The following is a 23,850-nucleotide window of genomic DNA, read 5'->3' as shown; positions in this document are numbered from 1 at the left end:
ACCACGACAACAGGAAGAACAACACCCCCACCGTCGCCCCACCGACACCCACCCACAACACCACCACACATCCGGAAAACCGATCACCCGATCCGCACCCCGAATACCCCCACAACCGGAACGGCCGCCCTACGATCGAATGGTGTCGAGACATTCGTCGAGAAGAACGCTGTTCGCCCCGTCCATCCTCTCCGCCGATTTCGCCCGTCTCGCCGAGGAGGCGGACGCGGTGCGCGGTGTCGACGGCCGGGGCGCCGACTGGCTGCACGTGGACGTCATGGACGCCCATTTCGTGCCGAACCTGACCCTGGGTCTACCGGTCGTCTCCTCGCTGCTCGCCGCGACCGACCTGCCGCTGGACTGCCACCTGATGATCGAGGACCCGGACCGCTGGGCGACGGGCTACGCCGAGGCGGGTGCCCACAACGTCACGGTGCACGCCGAGGCCGCCGCCGATCCCGTGGCCCTGGCACGGAACCTGCGCGCGGCAGGCGCCCGCGCGGGGCTCGCGATCCGGCCCAGCACCCCCCTGGACCCCTGGCTCGAGGTGCTCCGGCACTTCGACACCCTGCTGGTGATGTCGGTGGAGCCCGGGTTCGGCGGTCAGGCCTTCGACCCGGATGTCCTCGACACGGTCCGCCGGGCCCGCACACTGGTCGACACCGGGCACCTGGACCTGGTCGTCGAGATCGACGGTGGCATCAACGCCGACACGATCGAGCAGGCGGCGGAGGCCGGCGTCGACTGCTTCGTGGCCGGATCCGCGGTCTACTCGGCCGCGGATCCGGCACGGGCGCTGGAGGGGCTGCGCCGCCAGGTCGACGCCGTCCGCGACCGGCGTCGGTGATCAGATGCCGAACCTGCGCCGGACGTCCGGGGCATGGCGCCGGGAGACCGGCACGCCCTCGTGCGACCGGCCGTCGGTGATCAGGAACAGTTCACCGCGCGGACCCCGCTCGATCTCGGCCACACGGCGCAGGTTCACCAGGTAGCGCCGGTGGACCCGTCGGATCCCGAACGGGGCGAGAGCCTGTTCGACGTTGTCCAGCCCGCGGGTGGCGGACTGGATCCGGCCCCGCTCGGTGACCAGCCAGACGGTGTTGCGGTCGGCCTCGGCGTAGCGGATCTCCGACGGGGTCAGCAGGACCAGCCGGTCGTCACGCACGCCGATCACCCGCCGCGGGAGCACCTCGGAGGCCTGGCCACCGGCGTCACCGGGGGAGTAGGCCTCCCCGTCCGCGACCCCGACGGCGCACAGCAGTCCCACCACGCCCTGGCCGTCGACGACCGGCCACAGGGTGAGCGGGACCTCCGCCTCGCCGGGACACACCGCCAGGCGGGCGTGTCCGCACCAGTCCGGGCCGCACCCGGACCGTTCGATCGCCCAGCGGACCACCTCGGGCAGACCGGGGACGTCGGGCACCCGGCGCGCCGCGGTCGCGCTCGTCCCGACGACGGGTGCCGCGCCGGTGAGCCCCAGAGCCACGGCCGCCTCGTCGTCGGCGGCGATCACGCTGCCGCCCCGGTCCATCGCGACGAGTGCGCCCCGCGTCCGGGCCGCCCGCGCCTCGAACGCGGTGACGACGACATCTGCCTCGTACGCGGCCCGCCGGCGGATCACCTGCTCGACACAGGCGACGGCCTCCGTCAGCCACGGCAGCACGAGAGGCGGGAGGGACGCGTTCCACCGCGAGATGTTGATGGAGGCGACGGGTGCGCCGGTCACCACGTCCCGCACCGAGATGCCCGCGCACGCCCAGTCGTGGAACCCCTGGCACCAGTGCTCCGGACCGGTCACGGTCACCGGACCGTCCACCTCGAGCGAGGTGCCCATCCCGTTGGTCCCGGTACACGCCTCGGACCACGACGACCACGGAGCGAGGTTGTGCAGTTCGGCGCGGCGCCGCGCCGACGAGTCGCCCCAGGCGCCCAGCACCCGCCCCCGGCTGTCCGCGACGGTGACGACGCCCCCGTCGCGTTCGATCTCGCGGCCCGCCATCGCGCCCAGCCCACCGAGGGCGGTGAACACCACGCCGTCGTCCACCCGGGGGCTCTCCGCGCCGCTGCCGGCTCCGGGGGCGACGTCCAGGGTGCTGTCGACCCCGTAGCGGTCCCGGCACCGGTACCACGACGCGAGGATCTCGGGACGCACCCCGGTCCTGACCTCGTTGCCCGCGGCGAAGTCCTCCCAGGCCCGTGCGACCTCGCGGGCCGACGACGCCGCGGCGAGCGGACCCCGCGGGGCGACGTTCCGGCTCCCGCTCCGCTCCGGAGCCAGGACCAGCGGTGGGACTCTCCCCGTCATCGCGACCTCCTTGTCGCCGGGCGCCGGGGTCAGTTCGCCCCGGCCACCCACATCCGTTCTGCATTTCCTCCCGCCGGCACGTACGGTGCCGGCGCCATGTGCCGGATCCGCGGGAACGTCCGCGCCGGCACACTCAGCCGACGACGTCCGGCATGCGGGGGAAGCGTGTGCCGTTTCGACGGCGCAGTGATCGGACGCTTCTCCCGGAGAGCGCGCCGCGCCCGCCTGTCACGCATTCCCCGCCGTTCGTGATCTCCCGGCGCAGTCCGCTTGCCCTCGATTCGACCGTGCGTTTAGCGTGCGAGTCAGGTTGCATCACCGCGCTCGAGCGAGACAGACCAAAGGCGGTCGCCATGCCACAGGTAGTGCGTCCCGGCACCGGCCCGGAGGACGCCGACGTGCGGCGGGCCTGGGAGCGGTTCGCCGCCGGTGACGACGCGCTCAGCGGGATCCGGCCCGAGATCGCGGTGTCGTGGCACCGGTGCCGGGACCAGTACGGGGTCGACCCGCTCATCTCCGAGGCCCCGGCCGCCGTGACCGAGGTCGTCCACACCCTGGAACACGACGTCGTCATCGCCGAGCTCGGGTTCCGGGCCGGCCCCATCGCCCACGAGCTGAGTGGAGAGGGCGGGATCGTCACCATCGCCGACGCCAACGGCCGCGTGCTCGCGCAGTGGGGCGACGAGGCGACCCGTGCACTCGCCGCCGAGGCCAACCTCGCGCAGTGGTACTGCTGGTCGGAGAGCTCGGTCGGCACCAACGGCATGGGGACCGCGCTCGCGTCGCACACCCCCGTCACGGTCCGCGGCGCCGAGCACTGGTGCGGGGCGTTCCAGGACTGGAACTGCACCGGGGTCTCGGTCCGCGACGCGGTGAGCCGACAGCCGGTGGCGGTCCTGAACATCTCCTGCTGGCGGCGCGAGCTCCCCCGGTCGGCGCAGGGATGGCTCGGCACCGCGGCGTCCGCGACGCAGCGCATCCTGCGCCAGCGCGCGCGGGGCGACGGCACCGAGCTGATCGCCGCGGTCAACCACGCGCGGTCGTTGACGACAGCTCCGCTCGCCGGCGTCGACCCGGCCGGGCGGGTCGTCGTCGCCGACGACACCGCCGGGGTGCTGCTCGGCATCCCCGGCTCCACACCGGCGCCGGACCCGGCGGTCCGGTGGAGGCCCGAGCTGCCCGAGTTCATCCGGGCCGCCCGGTACGCCGCGGGGCAGGCGGGCAGGGACGCCGGCTGGACCGGCTCGACGCAGATCCTCACCCGGCTCTCCCGCGAGCCGATGACGATCAGCTTCCGTCCCGTGTTCCTCGCCGGGCACCTGGTCGGCAACGTCGTCTCCTTCGGTGTCTCGGAGGGCGAGCCGCTTCCCGCGTCGACGGACGCCCCGGACGCGCCGGCCGCCCCGCAGACCCCGCCGCGCCGGCTCGTCGCGGCCCGCGAGAACAGGATGGTCCTGCTGCGCCTGGCGGAGGTCGCGTTCGCGCAGTCCGACGGCAACGACGTGTGGCTGACCACCGACGAGGGGCAGATGCGGTCCGCGTCGCTGGGGCTCGACCGGCTCGAGTCCGAGCTGAACGGCGCCGGCTTCCTACGGGTGCACCGCCAGTTCGTGGTGAACCTCAGCCGGATCCGGGAGGTCGAACGCCGGGAGAAGGGCGAGCTGGTGCTCGTCATGGACGACCCGGCCGAGACGGTCGTGCCGGTGTCCCGCCGCAACATCCCGACGGTCCGCCGCGCGCTCGAACTCTGACCCGGGCCGCAGCCTTCAGCCGCGGTAACGGTGCACGTCGCAGACGCAGTACATCAGCCGGCACTCGAAGCATTCGGGCTTCCCGACGCAGGTGATGCAGGGGCCGCACTCCACCGGCTCGGTGTGGCGGGCCATGTCCTCGGGCCCGAAGCGCTCGCCGCACAGCATGCACGGCAGGTTCTGCCGCGGTCGTGTGGCCGGGGTCTGGGTCATCGTCATCACCGTCGGTTTCCGTGGTCGGGCCGGTACACCCGGCCGGTGGGGCCGCAGACGCGACCACGTCCCCACCGGCCGGGTGCTGGTCAGAGGACCGGTGTCACAGGGAGAACACGATCAGTGATGCCCCGTGTCCCTGTCCGGACAGACCCGGCACGATGCCCTCCAGCCAGCCGCCCCATCCGACCGGGACCGCGATGTACTGCTTGCCGTCCACGGTGAAGGTGCTCGGGCTGCTGTGATGGCCGCTGCCGCACTGGAAGCTCCAGAGCTTCTCGCCGGTCTCGGCGTGCAGCCCCAGGAACTCGCCCGCCGGCGTGCCGGCGAACACCAGGTTCCCCGCGGTGCTCAGGGTCGAGGCGGCCATCGGCATGTCCTTGAGCCGGTAGCGCCACTTCTCCTCGCCGTGCGAGTCGAACGCGCTGACCGAACCGGCCATGTTGTCGATGTCGACCTCGACGGCGGCACCCCAGTAGGGCATGCCCTCCTTGAACTCACGGCGCCGGCGGGTGGCGGTGGCACCGACGTCGGCGACCGGGACGTAGAACAGGTCGTGGTCGGGGTTGTAGGACGCGTGGGTCCACTCCTTCGCGCCCGCCGGTCCCGGGAAGAAGTGGCAGGGCTCGCCCTCCTTGTCCGGGTACTTGCGCGGGGTGACCTTGCCGTCGCGCGTGATGACGCCCCAGTCGATCCGGTCCACGAACGGGGTGACGTGCTGCAGCTCGCCGTTCGTCCGGTCCAGGACGAACATGTACCCGTTCTTGTCGAAGTGGGCCAGGAGCTTCTTCCCGTCCCGCTCGAACAGGGTCATCTCCATCGTGGAGTCGTAGTCCCAGAGGTCGTGCGGCGTGAACTGGTAGTGCCACTTGATCTCGCCGGTGTCCACGTCCAGCGCGACGACGCTGTCGGTGTAGAGGTTGTCGCCGGGGCGCACCTCGCCGTCGAAGTCCGGGGCCGGGTTGCCGGTGCCCGCGTAGTACAGGTTCAGCTCGGGGTCGTAGGTGCCGGTGACCCAGTGGTTCGCGCCGCCGCGCTGCCACGCCTCACCGTCGTCGGGCCAGGTCTCGGACCCCGGCTCGCCCGGCTTCGGCACCGTGTAGGTGCGCCAGCGCTGCTCGCCCGTCTCCAGGTCCCAGGCGTCGATGTGGCCACGGACGCCGTACTCACCGCCGGCGGAGCCGGTGATGAGGAAGTCCTTGATGACCAGCGGCGCGATCGAGGCGCTCTCGCCGGCGCGGACGTCGCCGATGGTCTTCTGCCAGACCCTCCGCCCGGTGGTGGCGTCCAGTGCGACCAGCTGCGCGTTCTGGGTCACCATGTAGACCTTGCCGTTGGCGACCGCACAACCGCGGTTGACGTTGGCGCAGCACAGCGTCACGTCGATCGGGATGGCGTGCTTGTAGCGCCACAGCTGCTCGCCGGTCACGGCGTCGAGCGCCCAGATCTGGCCGTCCCAGCCCGTCACGAACATGACGCCGTCGACGACGATCGGGCACGCCTCGAAGGCGTAGGTGGAGGTCGAGGCCATCATGCCGGTGGCGCTCGCCTGGAAGATCCAGGCGACCTTCAGGTCCTTGACGTTCCCGGTGTTGATCTGGTCCAGCAGGCTGTGGCGCTTGCCGTCGTAGTCGCCGTAGTAGGTGATCCAGTTGTGCGACTCGCTGCGCGCCTGCAGGATCCGGTCGTAGTCCAGCCCGCGTGTCACGTCCGGTGCGCTGTGCGGGAGGTTCGAGAGCTTGCTGTGGTCGAACGCCTTGCCTGCGTCCACGTACTCGATGGTCATGGTGATTCGCCCTTCTTACGGTCGCGGCTGGGCAGGACGGTCGAGCTTCGCCTCCGGTGGTACCTCGCCGGTCACCACGATCGCGGCGGTCAGACCACGGCCCTCGTCGTTACCCGCGGGTGAGCCGTACCAGTAGCAGCCGGGACCGTCGAGCTCGATCGTCGCGCTCCCCTTGGAGTGGTTCACCAGGCCGATGAACTGCCGGTCCCCGTTGCTGGGCAGCAGGCACGCGTGGGTGTTCTTGTCGTCGTTGATGATGGTCAGCTCGAGCGTGCCGCTGTGCGGCATGATCAAGATCGCCGGATCCCACGTCATGGCGTCCTCGGGGATCCTGATCGTCGCCTCCATCACGCCGTCGGGACGCTCGGTCGCCCGGGCGACCGAGCCGGTCCCGAGCACCGCGCCGATGGTCGCGCGGTTCTGCCCGCTGAGTTCGGCCAGGAGTTCCTCCCGGCTGTCCTGGGCCGAGTCCTCGCGGTCCTGTATGGATGTCATCGCTTCGCCTCCTCGTCGTTGAGAAAAAAGCAATTCGGCGGCGCCGGTGTGTGCGGAACACGCGCGTCCCGCGCGCCGGCCGACTGCGATACAACAGCCGCTGCGGGAATGGGACGATCATCCGGCCACCATTCCGGTGGTGATTGCCATCACCCGCCGCGCAACACACGTTACATCGCACGAGGGTGTTGCGGTATGGCTCGCCGTTGACGGGGCAACAGACCCCGTTCGCCGGTCGCGGCCTACCGTTCGTACCCCTCGGAGCCCGCGGAGCAGTCCCGGGGCCGCTGCCCCGACGGTGTCGCCGCGGCCCGGTCCGGAGCCGTGGACACGGACGAACCGCACGTCACGGGGGTGCCGAGGCCGTCGCGACCACTCCGGCTCGTCCTGGGCGCAGCCGATCTCCGGTCCGGCCGGTCGCGCCGGTCCCCGACCGTGCGGAGACGACGTCCACACGGTGGGGGCGGCCGGTCCGCCGCCGCGGCCGGCACCGCGCGGGACGACCTCCGGCGGTGCCGGCGTCGTGTGCCGGGGCCGCGTCCCGTGCGTCCGGCGGCGCCGGCCGCCGGCCGGACCTGATCTCCCACATGGGGATCGCCGGTCCCGCAGACGCGTTCGGACGCAATTTCCCGGACCGCCCACGACCGCTTGTCCGGGCGCAGGATCAGATCAAGTCGAAACGGTCGAGCTCCATGACCTTGACCCATGCCGCGACGAAATCACGGACGAAACGGTCAGCCGCGTCGTCCGCGGCGTACACCTCGCACAGCGCCCGCAGCTCCGAGCTGGACCCGAAGACCAGGTCGACCCGGCTCGCGGTCCACCGCAGCTCACCGGTGTCCACGTCCCGGCCCTCGAACACGGACCCGTCGCCGTCGGGGCTCGCCGACCACCGGGTGCGACCGTCGAGGAGGTTCACGACGAAGTCGTTGGTCAGCGTCCCCGGCGACGTCGTCAGCACGCCCGTACGGGAACCGCGGTGGGTGGCTCCGAGTACACGGAGCCCGGAGACGAGGACGGTCATCTCCGGTGGGGTCAGCGTCAGCAGCGCGGCCCGGTCCACCAGCAGGTGCTCAGGCGCGATGCCGGAGGTGTCCCCGACCCAGTTGCGGAACCCGTCGGCGCGCGGCTGCAGGGCCGCGAACGATCCGGTGTCGGTCCACTCCTGCGTCGCGTCGGTGCGCCCGGGCCGGAACGGCACCACGACCTCGTGCCCGGCGTCCGCGGCGGCGCGTTCCACCGCCGCGCACCCGCCGAGCACGACGAGGTCCGCCATCGTGATCCGCCTGCCGCCGGTGTGCGCCCCCTCGAACCGCTCCCGGACCCCCTCCAGGACGGTGAGGACCTCGTCGAGCTGTTCCGGGTCGTTGACCTCCCAGTGACGCTGGGGCGAGAGCCGGATCCGTGCTCCGTTGGCGCCTCCGCGCTTGTCGGTGTCGCGGTAGGTCGAGGCCGACGCCCACGCGGTGCCGACGAGCTGGGCGACGGTCAGGCCGGACCCGAGGACCATCCGCTTGAGAGCGGCGACGTCGTCGTCGTCGACCAGCTCGTGGTCGACCTCGGGGACCGGGTCCTGCCAGAGGAACGGCTGCTCGGGGACGAGGGGACCCAGGTATCTGCGGGCCGGGCCCATGTCGAGGTGGGTGAGCTTGAACCAGGCCCGGGCGAAGGCGTCGGCGAACTCGTCCGGGTCGTCGAGGTAGCGACGCGCGATCGACTCGAACCCGGGATCGGCCCGGAGCGCGAGGTCGGTGGTGAGCATGACCGGGTGCGAGCGGACCCCGGGGTCGAACGGGTCCGGCACGGTGTCCGCGCCGCCGCCGTCGCGGGGGACCCACTGCCACAGGCCGGCGGGGCTCAGCTCGACGTCCCACTCGTACTCGAAGAGCGTCTCGAGGTAGGTGTGGTCCCAGCGGGTCGGGGTGCGTGTCCACGCGCCGTGCAGCCCGGCGGTCACCGTGTCCGGGCCGAGGCCGGTGCCGTGACCACCGCTCCAGCCCATGCCCTGGGCGGTCAGCGGAGCCGCCTCGGGTTCCGGTCCCGCGGTGACCATCGGGTCCGCCGGGCCGTGCATCCGGCCGAACGTGTGCCCCCCTGCGATCAGTGCGACGGTCTCGGCGTCGTCCAGGGCCATCCGGCGGAAGGTCTGACGGATGTCGCGCGCGGACAGCTTCGGGTCGGGGTTGGTGGCCGGACCCTGCGGGTCGACGTAGATCAGCCCCATCTCGCTCGCGCCCAGCGGCTCGTCGAGCTCGTGGAGACCGGTGTACCGCCGCTCCGACAACCACTTGCGCTCGGGGCCCCAGTACGTGTCGTCCGGTTCCCACACCTCCGGGCGCCCGCCGGCGAACCCGAGCGTCGTGAGCCCCATCGACTCCAGTGCACGGTTGCCGGCGAAGATCATCAGGTCGGCCCAGGACAGGCACCGGCCGTACTTGCGCTTCACCGGCCAGAGCAGGCGCCGCGGCTTGTCGAGGTTGCGGTTGTCCGGCCAGCTGTTCAGCGGGGCGAAGCGCTGCATGCCGGCGGCGGCTCCGCCCCGGCCGTCACCGGCGCGGTAGGTGCCCGCCGCGTGCCAGGCCATGCGCAGCACCAGCGGTCCGTAGTGACCGGAGTCGGCGGGCCACCAGTCCTGCGAGGTGGTGAGCACCTCGTCGACGTCCCGGGCGAGCTCGTCCAGATCGACGGTCGCGAAGCGCGCGGGGTAGTCGTCGTCACGCGGGTGCGGTCTGCGCAGCGGCGCGAGATCGAGCCGGTGCGGCCACCAGTCCCGAGGGCGCAGGTGGGTGGCCTCGGCGCCGGACCCTGCGCCGGCCAGGATCTGGTCGTAGGTGCGGTAGACGTGGGTGTCGGGGTTCTCGGGCATCGTCGTCCTCCCCGGGCCGACCGTCCAACGTGCCCCGCCGCCCCCGGTCGGACAGGGGCGTCTACGCCCCGGCCGGTCCCCGTGGGCATCGCGCCGCCGATGTCGGACCCGCTCCTGGCGGCCCCGCCCGCCCGGGGCCGGTTCCCGGTCCGTGCGCGGGGCCCTTCGGAGCATCGCTGGCGCGACGGGGCATCGCAAGGGGGCCGGTACCAGCGGTCGCCGATCGGTGCCGAACGGGGACGGGGCGAACGCGAACGGATCAGCCGCCGGCCCGTACGGCGCCGGGCGTCAGGCCAGGCGCCCGCCCGTCCCGCCGTCGAAGACGTGGATGCGCTGCGGGTCCGGGGCGAGCCGCAACCGGTCGCCGCGCCCCGGGGGGACCCGCGCGTCGGTACGGGCGACGAGCGAGGTCCCGGAGCCGTCGGTGAGGGTGCCGTAGACGTAGGCGTCGGCCCCCAGCTCCTCGACGACGTCGACGGTCACCTCCAGCCCGTCCCCGGCCCCGGCCGGGCGCAGGTCCTCCGGCCGGATCCCGACCGTGACCGTGTCCGACGCCCCGCCGGGCACGGGGATCCGCACCCCACCGAGGGACACCGACCCGTCGGTGGGGGAGGGCACCGTCACCAGGTTCATCGCCGGTGACCCCACGAACCCGGCGACGAAGGCGTTCACCGGCCGCTCGTAGAGCTCGCGCGGCGTGGCGCACTGCTGCAGCACCCCGCCCGAGAGCACCGCGACGCGGTCGCCCATCGTCATCGCCTCCACCTGGTCGTGGGTGACGTAGACGGTGGTGACACCCAGGCGCCGCTGCAGCGACGCGATCTGGGTGCGGGTGGACACCCGCAGCTTCGCGTCCAGGTTGGACAGCGGCTCGTCCATGCAGAACACGGCGGGCTCGCGCACGATGGCCCGGCCCATCGCGACCCGCTGACGCTGCCCGCCCGACAGGGCACGCGGCTTGCGGTCCAGCAGCCCCTCCAGGTCGAGAATCGTCGCCGCCTCGGCGACGCGGCGGGCGATCTCGTCCTTCGGGCGGCCCGCGTTGGTCAGCGCGAAGCCCATGTTCGCGGCGACCGTCATGTGCGGGTAGAGCGCGTAGTTCTGGAACACCATCGCGATGTCGCGGTCCTTGGGCCGGACGTCGGTGACGTCGCGGTCGCCGATCCGGATGGCGCCGGCGTCGACGTCCTCCAGGCCCGCGAGCATCCGCAGCGACGTCGACTTCCCGCAGCCGGACGGCCCGACGAGCACGAGGAACTCGCCGTCGGCGATCTCCAGGTCCAGCCCGTCGACGGCGGGGGTGTCCGACCCGGGGTAGATCCGCGTCGCCGAGTCGTAGGTGACCGTTGCCATGTCAGCGTCCCGCCATCAGATGTTGGGCTTCACGTCGGTGTCGAAGATCCGGGTCAGCGTGCCCTTGAGGGTGGTGAGCTCGCCCTGCACGTCGGCCCGCTGGTTGAGGATGTTGGCACAGGTCCGCGCGATCTCCTGGTCGGCGCCCGGGAAGAACGCGCGCGCCCGGTCCTGGGTGCGGGTCCGGTCGAGCTGGTCGATGGCGATCTTGCGCAGCGGGGTCTCGGCGAGCAGCGGGCCGGTGTCGGCCGAGGTCCGGAGCGGCAGGTAGCCGGTGGCCTGGGAGAACAACACGGTGTTCTCCGGGCTGGTCAGGAACTTCGCGAACGCCGCCGCGGCGAGCTGGCGCTCCGGCGGGACCCCGGCGGGGATCCCGAGCCCCGCGCCGCCGGTCGGGCACACCGGCCCGGCGACCGGGCCCGCGGGCAGGAAGCCGGCGCCGACGTCGAACCGGGCCGCGTCGAGCACGGTGACCAGCGAGCCGGTGGAGCCGACCGTCGCCGACACCGCCCCGGCACCCAGGTCGGTGGTGCCGTCGGTGGCGGCGACGCCGGCCCAGCCCGAGGTCACCGCGTTCTGCAGGGCCGAGACCGCGCGGACCGCCTCGGGGGAGTCGCAGGTGACGTCCCACTCGTCCGACCACGCACCGCCCTCGCCCCAGAGGTTGTTCTGGAACGACCAGCCGGCGTAGTCGGCCAGGGCGGGGAGCTGGTACGCCTTCTGCGCACCGGTGCCCGCGGCCTGCAGCCTCGGCCCCCACTCGGCCATCTCGGCCCAGGTCGCGGGCGCGCGGTCGGGCAGACCGGCCTTCTGCCAGTGCGCCTTGTTGTAGTAGAAGATCGGCGTCGAGCGGGCCCAGGGCAGCGCCCAGAGCTTGCCGTCGTAGCGGTAGTCCTCGATCAGCTGCTGCCGGTAGTCGGCGGTGTCGATGCCGGTCGCGGCGATCAGCGGGTCCATCGGCACGATGGAGCGCTGCATGTAGTAGCGGAACCACCAGACGTCGGAGAGCACGACGAGGTCGGGCAGCTGGGAGCCGCCGCCGGCCTGCGCGGTCTGGAAGCGCTGCGCGATCTCCTCGTAGGTCGCGCCCGCGGTCACCAGGTTGACCTTCGTGCCCGGGTTGGCCCTCTGGTAGGCGTCGATGATCTGGCGCGACACCGTCTCCGAGCTGCCCGGGTTGTTCGTCCACCAGGTGATCTCCTTCGCCGGCTGCACACCGGAGTAGTCGACCTCCGGGACGGCGGCGGGCCCGCCGCCGCCGGTGGAGGGGCCACCGCAGGCGGCCAGCGCCGCGGCGGCGCCGGTGATGCCGGCGAACTTCAGGAATCCGCGACGGTCGAGATGCATGGCAGCTGGCGTCCTTTCGGGGTGAGGGCAGGAGGAGCGGGGAGCGGTCTCAGTCCTTGACCGCACCCTGGGTCAGCCCGGCGATGATGTGGCGCTGGAGCGCGATGAAGACGATCAGGACCGGCACGATGACGGCGACCGACCCGGCCATGAGCTGGCCGTAGGCCGCGGCCCGGTTGTCCACGTTGGCCAGCAGGGTGAGCCCGACCGGCAGCGTCATCATCTCCGGCTTCGAGATGATCACCAGCGGCCAGAGGTAGTCGTTCCACTCGTAGACGATGGTGATCAGCGCGACGGTGGCGACGGTCGGCGCGGACACCGGCAGGACGACCCGGGTGAGCCGGCGCCAGTGCCCGGCGCCGTCGAGCTCCGCGGCCTCGAGCAGGCTCGGCGGCAGCGTGCGGAAGTGCTGGCGCAGCAGGAACGTGCCGAACGCCGTCCCGAGACCGGGCAGGATGATGCCCCAGTAGGTGTCCGCGCCACCGAGCGCGGTGATCAGCGTGTAGTTCGGCAGCAGCGCCACCTGCGGCGGCACCATCAGCGTCACCAGCAGACCGGCGAAGATCCAGTTCTTGAACGGGAAGCGGACGAACACCAGCCCGTAGGCGGTAAACACGGCCAGCGCCACCTTGAGCGCGGCACCGACCGCGGTGACCAGTACCGAGTTGAGGAACACCCGGCCGAACGGCAGGCGCTCGGCGACGGTGGAGTAGTTCTCCGTCGTCGGCGCGGCGGGCAGCAGCGCCGGGGTCTGGGTGATGATCTCGGTCAGCGGCTTGAACGACGACAGCGTCATCCACAGCAGCGGGAACAGCACGACGAGCACGGCGACCAGCAGCGGGATGTAGGCGCTGGTCACGACCTCGAACAGGGCCCGCGGCGACAGCGCGCGGGACGACCGGGGCTCCGGAGCGGTGGTGGTCATGCGTAGTGCACCCGCCGTTCCATCCACCGCAGCTGGACCAGGGTGAAGACCACCAGCACCACGAACAGGACCGTCGACACCGCCGCCGAGTAGCCGGCCCGGTTGCTCGACCCGAACGCCTGCAGGTAGGCCTCGTAGATCAGCGTGGTCGTGCCCTGCCCGAGCGGGGTCATGATCCGGATCAGGTCGAAGGCCTGCAGCGAGTTCAGCGCGCTGGTCACGACCAGGAAGAACGTGACCGGAGAGAGCAGCGGCAGCGTCACCCGGAAGAACGTCCGCGTCGACGACGCCCCGTCCAGCGCCGCGGCCTCCAGCAGATCCTTCGGGATCGACTGCAGGCCCGCCAGGTAGATCACCGCAGCGTAACCCATGTTCTTCCAGACGTAGACGATGCAGATCATCGCCAGCGACATCGACGGGTCGTTGAAGAAGTCCGGTGCGGTCCCGCCGAAGGCGCGGACGACCGCGCCGAGCACCCCGATCGACGGGTCGAACACGAACAGCCACACCAGCCCGACACCGACCCCGGACAGCACGTACGGGGAGAACACCGCGGCCCGCGCGACGCCGGTCCCCGGCACCCGCCGGTTGAGCGCCAGCGCGATCAGCAGACCCAGCACCATCGACCCGCCGACGGTCACGACGGTGAACACCAGCGTCGTCCAGACGATCTCCGCCGACGACGGCGAGGTCAGGAACGTGACGTAGTTCCCGAGCCCCACGAACGTCGCCGACGGTGACCCGAGGGTCCAGTTCAGCAGCGAGTACCGGATGTTCTCGATGACCGGGCGATAGGCGAAGGCGACGATCAGCGCGGCGTTGGGCAGCACCAGGGCGAGGAACACCCAGAAGTCGTGCCGGTCCCGGGCGGTGAAGCGTCGCCGTCGCCGCGGCGGCGGGTGCGAGGTCGTACCCGGCGCCGTCGGCGTCGAGGCGGACCGGGTGGGGGTGGACGTCACGTGACCTCACGTCTGTCGCAGGGGCGAACGCGGGATCGCACCGTCGCGACCTCGCAGACCCTCGCAGTCTCGTGTGGCCCGGCCGTGTCACGTGTCCGGCGAACAGGTGAACGACGACACTCGGACGGGTGACGCGAGAGGCTCTCGCTACTCCGCCACGCGGCAGATGGCGAATGCCTCCGCCGGAACGGTGAACGAGGAGCCGTCACTCGTCGTCGGCTCGGACGCCAGCAGGATCCGGGTGATCTCCGACCCGAGCGACAGCGTCACCGGCTCCGGACCGAGGTTCACCACCACCCGCATCCGCCCGCGGGCGACGACGAGCGTGCGCGCCTGCTCGTGGACGTCGACCCCGATCCGGTCCAGCCACGGGTCCGACAGCTCCGGCCAGGCGCGGCGCAGCGCGATGAGCTCGCGGTGCATCCGCAGCAGCGTCGCGTGCGGCTCCTGCTCGGGCTCGGACCAGTCGAGCCGGGAGTCGGTGAAGGTGGACTCGGCGTTCGGGTCGGGCACCTCGGCGGTGTCGTCCCAGCCGTGGTCGGCGAACTCGGCGCGACGGCCGTCGCGGACGGCCTTCTGCAGGCCCGGGTCGCCGAAACGGGAGAAGAACTGCCACGGCGTCCGCGCGCCCCACTCCTCGCCCATGAACAGCATCGGGGTGAACCCGGAGGTGAACAGCAGCGCCGCGCCGCAGGCCAGCAGGCCGGGGGACAGCGTGTGGGTGAGCCGGTCGCCGGTGGCGCGGTTGCCGATCTGGTCGTGGTTCTGCAGGTAGGTGACCAGTCGCGAGCCGGGGATGCGGGCGGTGTCGATCGGGGCGCCGTGGCTGCGCCGCCGGAACGAGGACCAGGTGCCCTCGTGCAGGAATCCGCGGGTGAGCACGTGCGCGAGCCCGTCGAGGCCCGCCTCGGCGAAGTCGCCGTAGTAGCCCTGGGACTCGCCGGTGAGCACGGTGTGCAGGCAGTGGTGGACGTCGTCGGCCCACTGGGCGTCGAGGCCGTGGCCGCCGCCCTCCCGGGCGGTGATCATCCTCGGGTCGTTGAGGTCGGACTCGGCGATCAGTGACAGCGGGCGGCCGACGTGTGCCTCCAGCGCGGTCACCTCGACGGCGAGCTGCTCCAGCACGTGCTGGGCCCGGGTGTCGCGCAGCGCGTGGACGGCGTCGATGCGCAGCCCGTCGACGTGGAAGTCGCGCAGCCACATCAGCGCGTTGTCGATCATGTAGCGGCGGACCTCGTCGGAGCCCGCGGCGTCGAGGTTCAGCGACGGGCCCCAGATGTTGGCGCCGGCGAAGTACGGTCCGAACCGGTCGAGGTAGGCCCCGGACGGCCCGAGGTGGTTGTAGACGACGTCGAGGACCACGCCCAGGCCGCGCGCGTGGCAGGCGTCGACGAAGCGTTTGAAGGCGTCGGGGCCGCCGTAGTTCTCGGTGACGGCGTACCAGCCGACGCCGTCGTAGCCCCAGTTCACCGGGCCGTCGACGGCGTTGACCGGCAGCACCTCGACCAGGTCGATCCCGAGCGAGACCAGGTGGTCGAGCCGGCCGATCGCGGAGTCGAACGTGCCGCCGTCGGTGAAGGTGCCGATGTGGCACTCGTAGAGCACCGACCCGGCCAGCGCGCGGCCGGTCCAGGTGTCGTCGGTCCACCAGAACGCGTCGTGGTCGTAGACGCGGGAGCGCTCGTGCACCCCCTTCGGCTGCCAGCGGGAGCGGGGGTCGGGCAGCGGCGTGGCGTCGTCGTCGAGCAGGAACGCGTAGTCGGTCCCGTGCCCGTGGTCGGGCTGGTCCGTGTGCCACCATCCCCCCGGGGCGGGGTCGAGCGCGATCCGCTGCTCACCCACCAGCACACTGACGCGGTTCCTGTCGGGGGCCCACACGGCGAACTCCGTCACGGACGCCGATCCTTCCGCACCTTGCGGCGCGTGGCGCGTCCGGCGGGGGTGGGTCGGCTCACGCGTCGCTACGCTGCTGTGATGAGCGACCCCGACTCCGGTGATGACCTCGACTCCGACGCGCAGCTGCAGCCCGAGGACACCCTCGAGTACGGCGGCGTCACCGACGTGCTCGACGAGGGCTACTCACCGCCCGAGCGCCCGTGGAACGACCGCGACGACGAGACCCTCGACGAGCGCCTCGCCGACGAGGAGCCCGACACCTGGGCGGCCGAGCTCGACGCGACCGCCGACGCGGAGGGCCGCGACGACGCCCGGGCGGCCGGGGTGGTCGGTGACCCGGACTCCCGCGAGGACTTCTCCGACGTCGACGACGCCACCGGCGACCTGCTCGGGGACGCCCCGGGCACCGACGGCGAGCTGCTCGCCGACGACGAGGTGGGCGACCGCCGCGCCGGGCGACTCACGATCGACCACGCGAGCGTCGACGGCAGCGACGGCGGCGAGAAGGAGCTGGTGGCGGGCGACGCCGGGATCGACGGGGCGGGCGCGTCGGCCGAGGAGGCCGCCGTGCACGTCGTCGACGAGCCCTGACCCCCGCCACGGGTGCCCCCAGGGGAACCTTCGTGGCGTAGAGCGCTACGAGGGTTCCCCTGGGGACCGCCCGGAGGGTGGGCGGTGCCGGGTCAGGCCGGGCGCACCAGCAGCGCGACCGGGTAGCGCGAGAGCAGGTCCGACAGGGCGGGCGCGGGACCGTCCACCGGACGGTTCGCGATCATGTCGTGCCAGTCGTCGAAGCCGCCGGGCAGCGGCAGCCGGGTGTCGCCCCACCCGCCGCGGAGGGCCAGCCCCTCGGGCAGCCGGGTCGCGACGGCGACGAGCGCGCCCCCGCCGCGGGAGAACGCGACGGCGTGCTCCGCCGCGGTGCCCTGGGCGTCGACCCGGCCGTAGCCGCTGAACAGCTCCGGGCGGAACCGCCGCAGCCGCGCCGTCGCCGAGGTGACCAGCAGCTTCGCCGCACCACCTCCGTCGACCGGTGGCTGCTCGCCGGCGTCGAGACGCTCCAGGATCGCGCGCCGCGCGTCCCAGTCGACCGGGCGCCGGTTGTCCGGGTCGACCAGCGAGTACTCGAACAGCTCGGTGCCCTGGTAGACGTCCGGCACGCCGGGGCCGGCCATCTGCAGCAGCTTCTGGGCCAGCGAGTTCGACCAGCCGGGCTCGGCGATCTCCGCGACGAACGCCTCGATCTCGGCGACGAGCTCGGTGTCGGCGAGGACCTGCTCCGGCCAGGCCGCGACCGCCTCGTCGACCTCGGCGACGGCGTCGATGTGCGAGGTCACCAGTTTGGCCTCCTTGGAGGCCTTGCCGAGGTAGCCCGCGAGCCGGTCGGCCGGGATCGGCCACGCCCCGACCAGCGACTGCCAGGCCAGCAGCTCCAGCGACCGGTCCGGCAGCGGGTGGCGCACCGACCACTCGCGGACCTTCGCCGCCCACGACGCGGGACGCTCGGCGAGTACGGCGAGCCGCGCCCGGACGTCCTCGGAGCGCTTCGTGTCGTGCGTGGACAGCGAGGTCATGGTGCGCGACCGCCCGGCCTCCCGGCGGGCGAGCCCGGCGTGGAACTCCTCGGGCGTCACCCCGAACCGGGCCGGGTCGCCCCCGACCTCGTTCAGGGCGACGAGCCGGTTGTACCGGTAGAAGGCGGTGTCCTCGACGCCCTTCGCGGTGACCATGCCGGAGGTCTGCTGCAGCCGGGTCGCGTACTCCGAGCCGGGCTCGCGGACCAGCCCGGAGTGCAGCGCACCCAGCACCGCGGCCAGGTCGGGGCGACGGGTGCGCGCCACCGCGACCGCGGTGTCGGCGGCCGCCCGGCCCTCGGTGATCTCCGGGGTGAGGTAGGAGCGGTAGACCGGGAACCCGCACAGCAGCTCGGCGACCGCGTCGTGCAGGTCCCCGGCGGCGACGTCGGCCAGGTCGAGCCCGGTGGTGCCGGAGTCGGCGCCGGGTCCCGCGCGGAAGGCGTCGGCGATCCGGCGCACCTCCGCGACCAGGATCTCCCGGACGACGAGGTGGCGGCCGTCGTCCTCGACGGCGTGCGCGGAGCGCTTCTCCCCGGTGTGCTCGGCGGCGAACTGGGTGAGCAGCCCCGCCCCGTCCGGGTCGACGAGCACCCCGCAGACCTCGCGCAGCGCCTCGTAGCCGGTGGTGCCGTCGACCGGCCAGGAGATCGGGAGCTCCTCGCCGACCCCGAGGATCTTCTCGACGAGCAGCCACCGGCCCGGGCCGAGCTCGGCGCGCAGCCGGCGCACGTAGCCGCCCGGGTCGGACAGGCCGTCGGGGTGGTCCACCCGCAGCCCGACGACGGTGTCGTCGGAGCGCACGATGTCGAGCACCGTGCGGTGGGCGTCGGCGAACACCGCCGGGTCCTCGACCCGGACCGCGGCGAGGTCGCTGACGTCGAAGAACCGCCGGTAGGTCAGCTCCGCGGCGCCGCGCCGCCAGGACACGAGCCGGTAGTGCTGGCGATCGTGCACCTCCTGCGCGGTCCCCTCTCCGGTCCCGGGCGCGACCGGGAAGCGGTGCTCGTAGTAGCGCAGCTCGCCGTCGGTCACCGAGAGCTCGGTGAGCGCCTTCTCCTCGTCGGCGTCGAGCACCGGCAGCAGGATCGGCCCGGCGCCCCAGTCGACGTCGAAGTGGCCCGCCCACCGGGACGCCTCGCCGTGCGTGAGCACGTCCCACCACCACGGGTTCTCCGCGGGCTTCGCGACGCCGACGTGGTTGGGGACGATGTCGATCAGCATCGTCAGCCCGTGCTCGCGCAGCGTCGCGAGCAACGACCGCAGCCCCTGCTCACCACCGCGCTCACCCGACACCCGGGTCGGGTCGGTCACGTCGTAGCCGTGGGTGGATCCGGCCGTGGACTCCAGCAGCGGCGAGGCGTAGAGCGCCCCGATCCCCAGCCGGTCCAGGTAGCCGGTCAGCGCGGCGGCGTCGGCGAAGGTCTGGTCGGCCGACAGCTGCAGCCGGTAGGTCGATCCCGGAAGGCGGGTCACGCCTCAGCCCTTCGATCGCAGGACGAGCAGGGAACGGGCGGGCAGGGTCAGCACCGAGCCCGCGGACACCGGGTCGAGGTCGGTCCCGGTGACGCCGGCGGCGTTCGGCGGGTGCACCTCGCCCGAGTGGGTGTCGACGACGATCTCCCACGCCTGCCCGAACTCGACCGGCGGCAGCGTGGTGTCGATGTCCTCCCAGAAGGAGTTGAAGCACAGCAGGAACGAGTCGTCGACGATCCGCTGGCCGCGCTGGTCGACGTCGGCGATCTGGCTGCCGTTGAGGAACACGACCACCGAGCGGCCCAGGTCGTTGTCCCAGTCCTCCTCGGTCATCTCCCGCCCGGCCGGGGTGAACCAGCCGATGTCGGCGACGTCCTCGCTGGTGGACGACCGGCCGATCGGACGGCCCGCGAAGAACCGGCGCCGGCGGAACACCGGGTGCGCGTGCCGCAGCGCGGCGACGCCCGCGGTGAAGGTGGTCAGCTCGTCGTGCTTGCCCGCGAGCTCCCAGTCCTGCCAGGCGATCTCGTTGTCCTGGCAGTAGACGTTGTTGTTGCCGCCCTGGGTCCGCCCGGCCTCGTCGCCGTGCAGCAGCATCGGGGTGCCCTGGGAGAGCAGCAGCGTCGCCAGGAAGTTGCGCTGCTGCCGGGCCCGCAGCTCGACCACGGTCTCGTCGTCGGTGGGACCCTCGACGCCGCAGTTCCAGGACCGGTTGTGGCTCTCGCCGTCGTTGCCGTCCTCGCCGTTGGCCTCGTTGTGCTTCTCGTTGTAGGACACGAGGTCGGCCAGGGTGAACCCGTCGTGCGCGGTCACGAAGTTGATCGAGGCGTAGGGACGGCGGCCGTCGCCCTGGTAGAGGTCCGAGCTGCCGGTGATCCGGGACGCGAACTCACCGAGCGTGCCGGCCTCGCCGCGCCAGAAGTCGCGCACCGTGTCGCGGTACTTGCCGTTCCACTCGGTCCACAGCGGCGGGAAGTTGCCGACCTGGTAGCCGCCGGGCCCGACGTCCCACGGCTCGGCGATCAGCTTGACCTGCGAGATCACCGGGTCCTGCTGGACGAGGTCGAAGAAGGTCGAGAGCCGGTCGACGTCGTAGAACTCGCGGGCCAGGGTCGAGGCGAGGTCGAAGCGGAAGCCGTCGACGTGCATCTCGGTCACCCAGTACCGCAGCGAGTCCATGATCAGCTGCAGGGTGTGCGGGTTGCGGACGTTGAGCGAGTTCCCGGTGCCGGTGTAGTCCATGTAGTAGCGCGCGTCGTCGTCGACCAGCCGGTAGTAGGCGTGGTTGTCGATGCCGCGCATGGACAGCGTCGGACCCATGTCCGAACCCTCGGCGGTGTGGTTGTAGACCACGTCGAGGATGACCTCGATGCCCGCGTCGTGCAGGTCGCGCACCATCGCCTTGAACTCCGCGACCTGCGACCCGGACCGGACCGAGCCCGCCGAGTAGGCGTGGTGCGGGGCCAGGAAGCCGATCGTGTTGTAGCCCCAGTAGTTCGACAGGCCCTTCTCGGTGAGGTGGTGGTCCTGCACGAACTCGTGCACCGGCATGAGCTCGACGGCGGTGATCCCGAGCCGCTTGTAGTGCTCGATCATCGCCGGGTGCGCGACACCGGAGTAGGTGCCCCGCAGGTCCTCCTCGACGTCCGGGTGCCGGATCGTCAGGCCCTTGACGTGCGCCTCGTAGACGACGGTCTCGTTGTAGGGGATCTTCGGCGGGCGGTCCGAGCCCCAGTCGAAGTAGGGGTTGACCACGACCGACTTCGGTACGTGCGGCGCCGAGTCGGTGTCGTTGCGCGAGTCCGGGTCGCCGAAGTTGTAGCCGAACACGGCCTCGTCCCAGTCGACCGGGCCGTCGAGGGCCTTGGCGTAGGGGTCGATGACCAGCTTGTTCGGGTTGCAGCGCAGACCCTGGGCGGGGTCGTAGGGGCCGTGCACCCGGTAGCCGTAGCGCTGGCCGGGCTCGACGCCGGGCAGGTAGCCGTGCCAGACGAAGCCGTCGACCTCGGTCAGTGCCACCCGGGTCTCGGCGAGCCCGCCGGGGGCTCCCGGGTCGGGTTCGAACAGGCACAGCTCCACGCCCTCGGCGACCTCGGAGAACAGGGCGAAGTTGGTGCCGGTGCCGTCGTAGCTGGCACCCAACGGATAGGCGTGCCCGGGCCAGGCCTGCATGGTCTGCGTCCTCTCGTCGCGCGCCCCGGCCGCAGACCGGGGGCACGCTCACACTGTGTCGGGCGGGCACCGTTGCCGCATGGTGGGCGGGGCCGTCAGCGGTCCACGCCACATCACCCCCGAGTCCCGCAGCAGCTGCGGACGGGGGCGGTCGATCGTCCCAGGAACGGTCAGGAGTCGGCGAGCCGGGCGGGGAAGCCGCCGGTGGCGACCGGGCTCCACCGGGCCGGGGTGATGCGGATCAGGGCCTTCCCCTGGTCGGACATGGCGCGGCGGTACTCGTCCCAGTCCGGGTGCTCGCCGGAGACGGCACGGAAGTAGTCGACCAGCGGCTCGAGCGCGTCCGGCAGCGTGAGGAGCTCGGCGTCGCCCTCGACCTGCACCCAGGCGCCGTCGAACTCCTCGCTCAGCACGACGACCGCGGCCCGGCCGGCCTTCGCGACGTTGGCCGACTTGGCGCGCTCGGGGTAGGTGGCGATCACGATGCGTCCGTCGTCGTCGACGCCGCCGGTGACCGGGGAGGCCTGCACACCGCCGTCGGAACGGGTGGTCATCAGCACCATGTGGTGCCGGGGACGGATGAACTCGAGCAGCTCGTCCCGGTCGACGCGGTCGTTGCGGGCGATGGTGCGGGGCATGCCCGAAATCCTAGGGCGGCCGGGGGCCCCGCGCCCGCCGTTCCTCACCCCGCGCCGCGGGCCACTAAGGTCCGGCTCCGTGGCCACCGTCTTCACGAAGATTATCAACGGCGAGATCCCGGGCCGGTTCGTCTGGTCCGACGAGCAGTGCGTCGGGTTCCTGTCGATCAACCCGCTCGGCCCGGGGCACACGCTCGTCGTACCGCGGGCGGAGATCGACCAGTGGGTCGACGCCGACGCCGGGCTCGTCGCCCACCTCACCGAGGTGTCGCGGACAGTCGGGCTCGCGGTGCGCGAGATCTGGTCGCCGCCCCGGGTCGGTCTGCTGGTCGCCGGGTTCGAGGTGCCCCATCTGCACGTCCACGTGTTCCCGGCCTGGGACATGCGGGCCTTCGACTTCGCGAACGCGGCCGCCACCGTCGACGGCGCCGAGCAGGACGGGCACGCCGAGGCCCTGCGCACGGCGCTGCGGGCCGCCGGGCACGACGCGCACGTCCCGGGCTGAGCGGGTGCACCTGCTGCTCGTCCGGCACGCGCTGCCCGAGGCCGTCGAGCACGACGACGGCACCCACGCCGACCCGGGCCTCGCGCCGCAGGGCCGTGACCAGGCGGCCCAGCTGGTCGACGCGCTGGCCGGCACCCCGGTCGACGCGCTGCACACCAGCACGATGCTCCGCGCGGTCCAGACCGCCGAGCCGCTCGCGCGCGAGCGCGGTCTCACCCCGCACACCCGCTCCGACCTGCGCGAGTACGACGCCGAACGCTCGCTCTACGTGCCGGTCGCCCGGATGGCGCAGGCCGACCCGGCGGCGTGGGAGCGGATGCGGGCCGGGTACCTGCCCGAGCACGTCGACGGCGCCGCGTTCCGGGCCCGGGTGTGCGCCGGGATCGAGGAGGTCGTCGCGGCGCACCCGGGGCGGGCGACGGTGGTCGTCGTCGCGCACGCGGGCGTGGTCAACGCCTATCTCGCCGAGGTGCTGGGTATCGGCCGGGACCTGCCCTTCCCGCTGGACTACGTCGGGATCTCGCGGGTGGTGTGCGCCCGCGACGGGATGCGCAAGGTCCGGACGGTGAACGAGACGGCCCACGTCGCGGACCTGCTCTGATCCCGGTGCGGACCGTTGTGTGACGGTCGCGTCGACCGCTTGCCGTCGACCGTTTGCCGTCGACGATGGCGCACGTGGCGGGCCTGTGACGCCGCTCATACGCCGTTCGCCGCCGTCGTTGCGCCGCCCGGCTTCACGCGCATCATCCGGGGCGACGGCCGGGCGGGGTGTACCTAGGCTCGACGGGAACTCCTGCCCGCCACCGACGCCGAGGCGGTAGGCCCCGTGCCGAGGTCGAGTGCCGGGTCCGCAGCGGGCCACCCACGCCGGACTCCGAAGGGACCCCACGCCGATGGTCGAGCGCGGCGGCTCCGGGACGGGAGGCGACGAGCCTCGCGACCCCGATCCCGCCGCCGGCGTCCGCGGCCCCTTCTCCGTCCCGGACTTCCGCGCGCTGTGGACCGCGGAGATCCTGTCGGTCGCCGGCGACCAGGTCGCGCGGGTCGCGCTGACCGTCCTGGTCCTGAGCGAGACCGGCTCGGTCGCGTGGTCGGCGGGGGTCTACGCGCTGACCTTCCTGCCCGCGCTGCTCGGCGGGCTGCTGCTCGGCCACCTCGCCGACCGGTGGCCGCGTCGCCGGCTGCTGATCGGGACCGACCTGGTCCGGGCCGGTCTCGTCGTCGCCATGGCCGTGCCCGGTCCCGGGCTGCCGGTCCTGGGGACGCTGCTGGTGCTGGTCGTCCTGCTGGGCGGCCCGCACACCGCGGCCCGCTCGGCTCTGCTGCCCGACCTGCTGTCCGGAGACCTGCTCGCCCGGGGCCTGGCGCTGCGCCAGGTCTCGGTGCAGGTGGCGCAGGTGGCGGGCTTCGCGGGGGGCGGTCTGCTCGTCGCGACGCTGACCCCGCGCGGCGCACTGCTGGTCGACGCCGCGACGTTCGTCGGCTCGGCGGTGCTCGTCGCCCTCGGTGTCCGGTCCCGGCACGCGGCGGTCGCGGCCGGACCGTCGGCGGCGACCGCCGCGGAGACCGCGGCGGCGTCGGAGCCCGGG

Annotated in this window: 19 protein-coding genes; 6 read left to right on the top strand and 13 right to left on the bottom strand. The window is 72.5% G+C overall.

Annotation, left to right across the window (positions count from 1 at the left end):
• Positions 1 to 169 precede the first annotated feature (169 nt).
• Positions 170 to 847 carry a ribulose-phosphate 3-epimerase gene (gene rpe, locus NH602_RS11175; RefSeq protein ID WP_073577174.1) on the top strand — a complete coding sequence of 226 codons (678 nt, stop codon included), beginning with the start codon at positions 170 to 172 and terminating at the stop codon, positions 845 to 847.
• On the opposite strand, the gene NH602_RS11170 is transcribed toward rpe, so the two are convergent.
• Positions 848 to 2,305: a DNA-binding protein gene (locus NH602_RS11170; RefSeq protein WP_253067783.1), complete on the bottom strand. Its 1,458-nt coding sequence runs from the start codon at positions 2,303 to 2,305 to the stop codon at positions 848 to 850.
• 353 nt (positions 2,306 to 2,658) lie between these two features.
• Between NH602_RS11170 and NH602_RS11165 the strand changes: the two genes are divergently transcribed.
• A complete protein-coding gene (locus NH602_RS11165; protein ID WP_100880293.1) occupies positions 2,659 to 4,056 on the top strand; it encodes a DNA-binding protein in 1,398 nt (465 codons plus the stop codon).
• Between the two features lie 15 nt (positions 4,057 to 4,071).
• On the opposite strand, the gene NH602_RS11160 is transcribed toward NH602_RS11165, so the two are convergent.
• The 9 genes from NH602_RS11160 to treZ all read right to left on the bottom strand — a co-directional run bounded on the left by NH602_RS11160 (position 4,072) and on the right by treZ (position 15,893).
• On the bottom strand, positions 4,072 to 4,269 hold the full coding sequence (locus tag NH602_RS11160; RefSeq protein WP_073577173.1) for a recombination activating protein 1: 198 nt from the start codon (positions 4,267 to 4,269) through the stop codon (positions 4,072 to 4,074).
• Between the two features lie 103 nt (positions 4,270 to 4,372).
• Positions 4,373 to 6,055, bottom strand: a complete 1,683-nt coding sequence (locus tag NH602_RS11155) for a PQQ-dependent dehydrogenase, methanol/ethanol family (protein ID WP_100880294.1) — start codon at positions 6,053 to 6,055, stop codon at positions 4,373 to 4,375.
• 15 nt (positions 6,056 to 6,070) lie between these two features.
• Positions 6,071 to 6,550 carry an MSMEG_3727 family PQQ-associated protein gene (locus NH602_RS11150; protein WP_062402320.1) on the bottom strand — a complete coding sequence of 160 codons (480 nt, stop codon included), beginning with the start codon at positions 6,548 to 6,550 and terminating at the stop codon, positions 6,071 to 6,073.
• Positions 6,551 to 7,214: 664 nt separating this feature from the next.
• Positions 7,215 to 9,416, bottom strand: a complete 2,202-nt coding sequence (gene katG / locus NH602_RS11145; RefSeq protein ID WP_253067782.1) for a catalase/peroxidase HPI — start codon at positions 9,414 to 9,416, stop codon at positions 7,215 to 7,217.
• Between the two features lie 288 nt (positions 9,417 to 9,704).
• Positions 9,705 to 10,769 (bottom strand): ABC transporter ATP-binding protein, encoded by a 1,065-nt coding sequence (locus NH602_RS11140; RefSeq protein ID WP_073577113.1) that lies wholly within the window; start codon positions 10,767 to 10,769, stop codon positions 9,705 to 9,707.
• Between the two features lie 15 nt (positions 10,770 to 10,784).
• Positions 10,785 to 12,116, bottom strand: coding sequence for an ABC transporter substrate-binding protein (locus NH602_RS11135; RefSeq protein WP_073577112.1), 1,332 nt, complete (start codon positions 12,114 to 12,116; stop codon positions 10,785 to 10,787).
• Between the two features lie 49 nt (positions 12,117 to 12,165).
• Positions 12,166 to 13,041 (bottom strand): carbohydrate ABC transporter permease, encoded by an 876-nt coding sequence (locus NH602_RS11130; protein WP_253067781.1) that lies wholly within the window; start codon positions 13,039 to 13,041, stop codon positions 12,166 to 12,168.
• Positions 13,038 to 14,000 (bottom strand): carbohydrate ABC transporter permease, encoded by a 963-nt coding sequence (locus NH602_RS11125; RefSeq protein ID WP_253067780.1) that lies wholly within the window; start codon positions 13,998 to 14,000, stop codon positions 13,038 to 13,040. Before NH602_RS11125 ends, NH602_RS11130 begins: the two co-directional genes overlap by 4 nt.
• Before the next feature lie 147 nt (positions 14,001 to 14,147).
• Positions 14,148 to 15,893 carry a malto-oligosyltrehalose trehalohydrolase gene (treZ, locus tag NH602_RS11120; protein WP_253067779.1) on the bottom strand — a complete coding sequence of 582 codons (1,746 nt, stop codon included), beginning with the start codon at positions 15,891 to 15,893 and terminating at the stop codon, positions 14,148 to 14,150.
• A gap of 81 nt (positions 15,894 to 15,974) precedes the next feature.
• Here treZ and NH602_RS11115 point away from each other — a divergent pair, with 81 nt between their 5' ends.
• Positions 15,975 to 16,487 (top strand): DUF5709 domain-containing protein, encoded by a 513-nt coding sequence (locus NH602_RS11115; protein WP_253067778.1) that lies wholly within the window; start codon positions 15,975 to 15,977, stop codon positions 16,485 to 16,487.
• A 92-nt stretch (positions 16,488 to 16,579) separates the two neighbouring features.
• On the opposite strand, the gene treY is transcribed toward NH602_RS11115, so the two are convergent.
• The 3 genes from treY to NH602_RS11100 all read right to left on the bottom strand — a co-directional run bounded on the left by treY (position 16,580) and on the right by NH602_RS11100 (position 21,756).
• On the bottom strand, positions 16,580 to 18,946 hold the full coding sequence (gene treY / locus NH602_RS11110; RefSeq protein ID WP_253067777.1) for a malto-oligosyltrehalose synthase: 2,367 nt from the start codon (positions 18,944 to 18,946) through the stop codon (positions 16,580 to 16,582).
• A 3-nt stretch (positions 18,947 to 18,949) separates the two neighbouring features.
• Positions 18,950 to 21,118: a glycogen debranching protein GlgX gene (glgX, locus tag NH602_RS11105; RefSeq protein ID WP_100880301.1), complete on the bottom strand. Its 2,169-nt coding sequence runs from the start codon at positions 21,116 to 21,118 to the stop codon at positions 18,950 to 18,952.
• A 170-nt stretch (positions 21,119 to 21,288) separates the two neighbouring features.
• Entirely contained in the window at positions 21,289 to 21,756 is a 468-nt protein-coding gene (locus tag NH602_RS11100) for a PPOX class F420-dependent oxidoreductase (protein ID WP_073577105.1), read from the bottom strand.
• Between the two features lie 79 nt (positions 21,757 to 21,835).
• Between NH602_RS11100 and NH602_RS11095 the strand changes: the two genes are divergently transcribed.
• From NH602_RS11095 to NH602_RS11085, 3 genes are all read left to right on the top strand, one after another.
• Complete coding sequence (locus tag NH602_RS11095; protein ID WP_253067776.1) at positions 21,836 to 22,261, top strand: HIT family protein; 426 nt, start codon at positions 21,836 to 21,838, stop codon at positions 22,259 to 22,261.
• A 4-nt stretch (positions 22,262 to 22,265) separates the two neighbouring features.
• A complete protein-coding gene (locus tag NH602_RS11090) occupies positions 22,266 to 22,862 on the top strand; it encodes a histidine phosphatase family protein (protein WP_073577104.1) in 597 nt (198 codons plus the stop codon).
• 292 nt (positions 22,863 to 23,154) lie between these two features.
• Positions 23,155 to 23,850: MFS transporter (locus tag NH602_RS11085; protein ID WP_253067775.1), on the top strand; the 696-nt coding region annotated here is incomplete at its 3' end.

It is taken from the genome of Pseudonocardia sp. McavD-2-B (assembly GCF_024124365.1).
Taxonomy (GTDB): domain Bacteria; phylum Actinomycetota; class Actinomycetes; order Mycobacteriales; family Pseudonocardiaceae; genus Pseudonocardia; species Pseudonocardia alni.
The sequence above is the reverse complement of the archived record's forward strand: the minus strand, read 5'-3'. Positions and strand labels throughout refer to the sequence as shown.

Coding starts and splice junctions, on each gene's coding strand:
- NH602_RS11115 (WP_253067778.1), top strand. CDS start 15,975: ATGAGCGACCCCGACTCCGGTGATGACCTCGACTCCGACGCGCAGCTG.
- NH602_RS11170 (WP_253067783.1), bottom strand. CDS start 2,305: ATGACGGGGAGAGTCCCACCGCTGGTCCTGGCTCCGGAGCGGAGCGGG.
- NH602_RS11140 (WP_073577113.1), bottom strand. CDS start 10,769: ATGGCAACGGTCACCTACGACTCGGCGACGCGGATCTACCCCGGGTCG.
- katG (WP_253067782.1), bottom strand. CDS start 9,416: ATGCCCGAGAACCCCGACACCCACGTCTACCGCACCTACGACCAGATC.
- NH602_RS11155 (WP_100880294.1), bottom strand. CDS start 6,055: ATGACCATCGAGTACGTGGACGCAGGCAAGGCGTTCGACCACAGCAAG.
- glgX (WP_100880301.1), bottom strand. CDS start 21,118: ATGCAGGCCTGGCCCGGGCACGCCTATCCGTTGGGTGCCAGCTACGAC.
- NH602_RS11130 (WP_253067781.1), bottom strand. CDS start 13,041: ATGACCACCACCGCTCCGGAGCCCCGGTCGTCCCGCGCGCTGTCGCCG.
- NH602_RS11100 (WP_073577105.1), bottom strand. CDS start 21,756: ATGCCCCGCACCATCGCCCGCAACGACCGCGTCGACCGGGACGAGCTG.
- NH602_RS11150 (WP_062402320.1), bottom strand. CDS start 6,550: ATGACATCCATACAGGACCGCGAGGACTCGGCCCAGGACAGCCGGGAG.
- NH602_RS11165 (WP_100880293.1), top strand. CDS start 2,659: ATGCCACAGGTAGTGCGTCCCGGCACCGGCCCGGAGGACGCCGACGTG.
- NH602_RS11135 (WP_073577112.1), bottom strand. CDS start 12,116: ATGCATCTCGACCGTCGCGGATTCCTGAAGTTCGCCGGCATCACCGGC.
- NH602_RS11160 (WP_073577173.1), bottom strand. CDS start 4,269: ATGACCCAGACCCCGGCCACACGACCGCGGCAGAACCTGCCGTGCATG.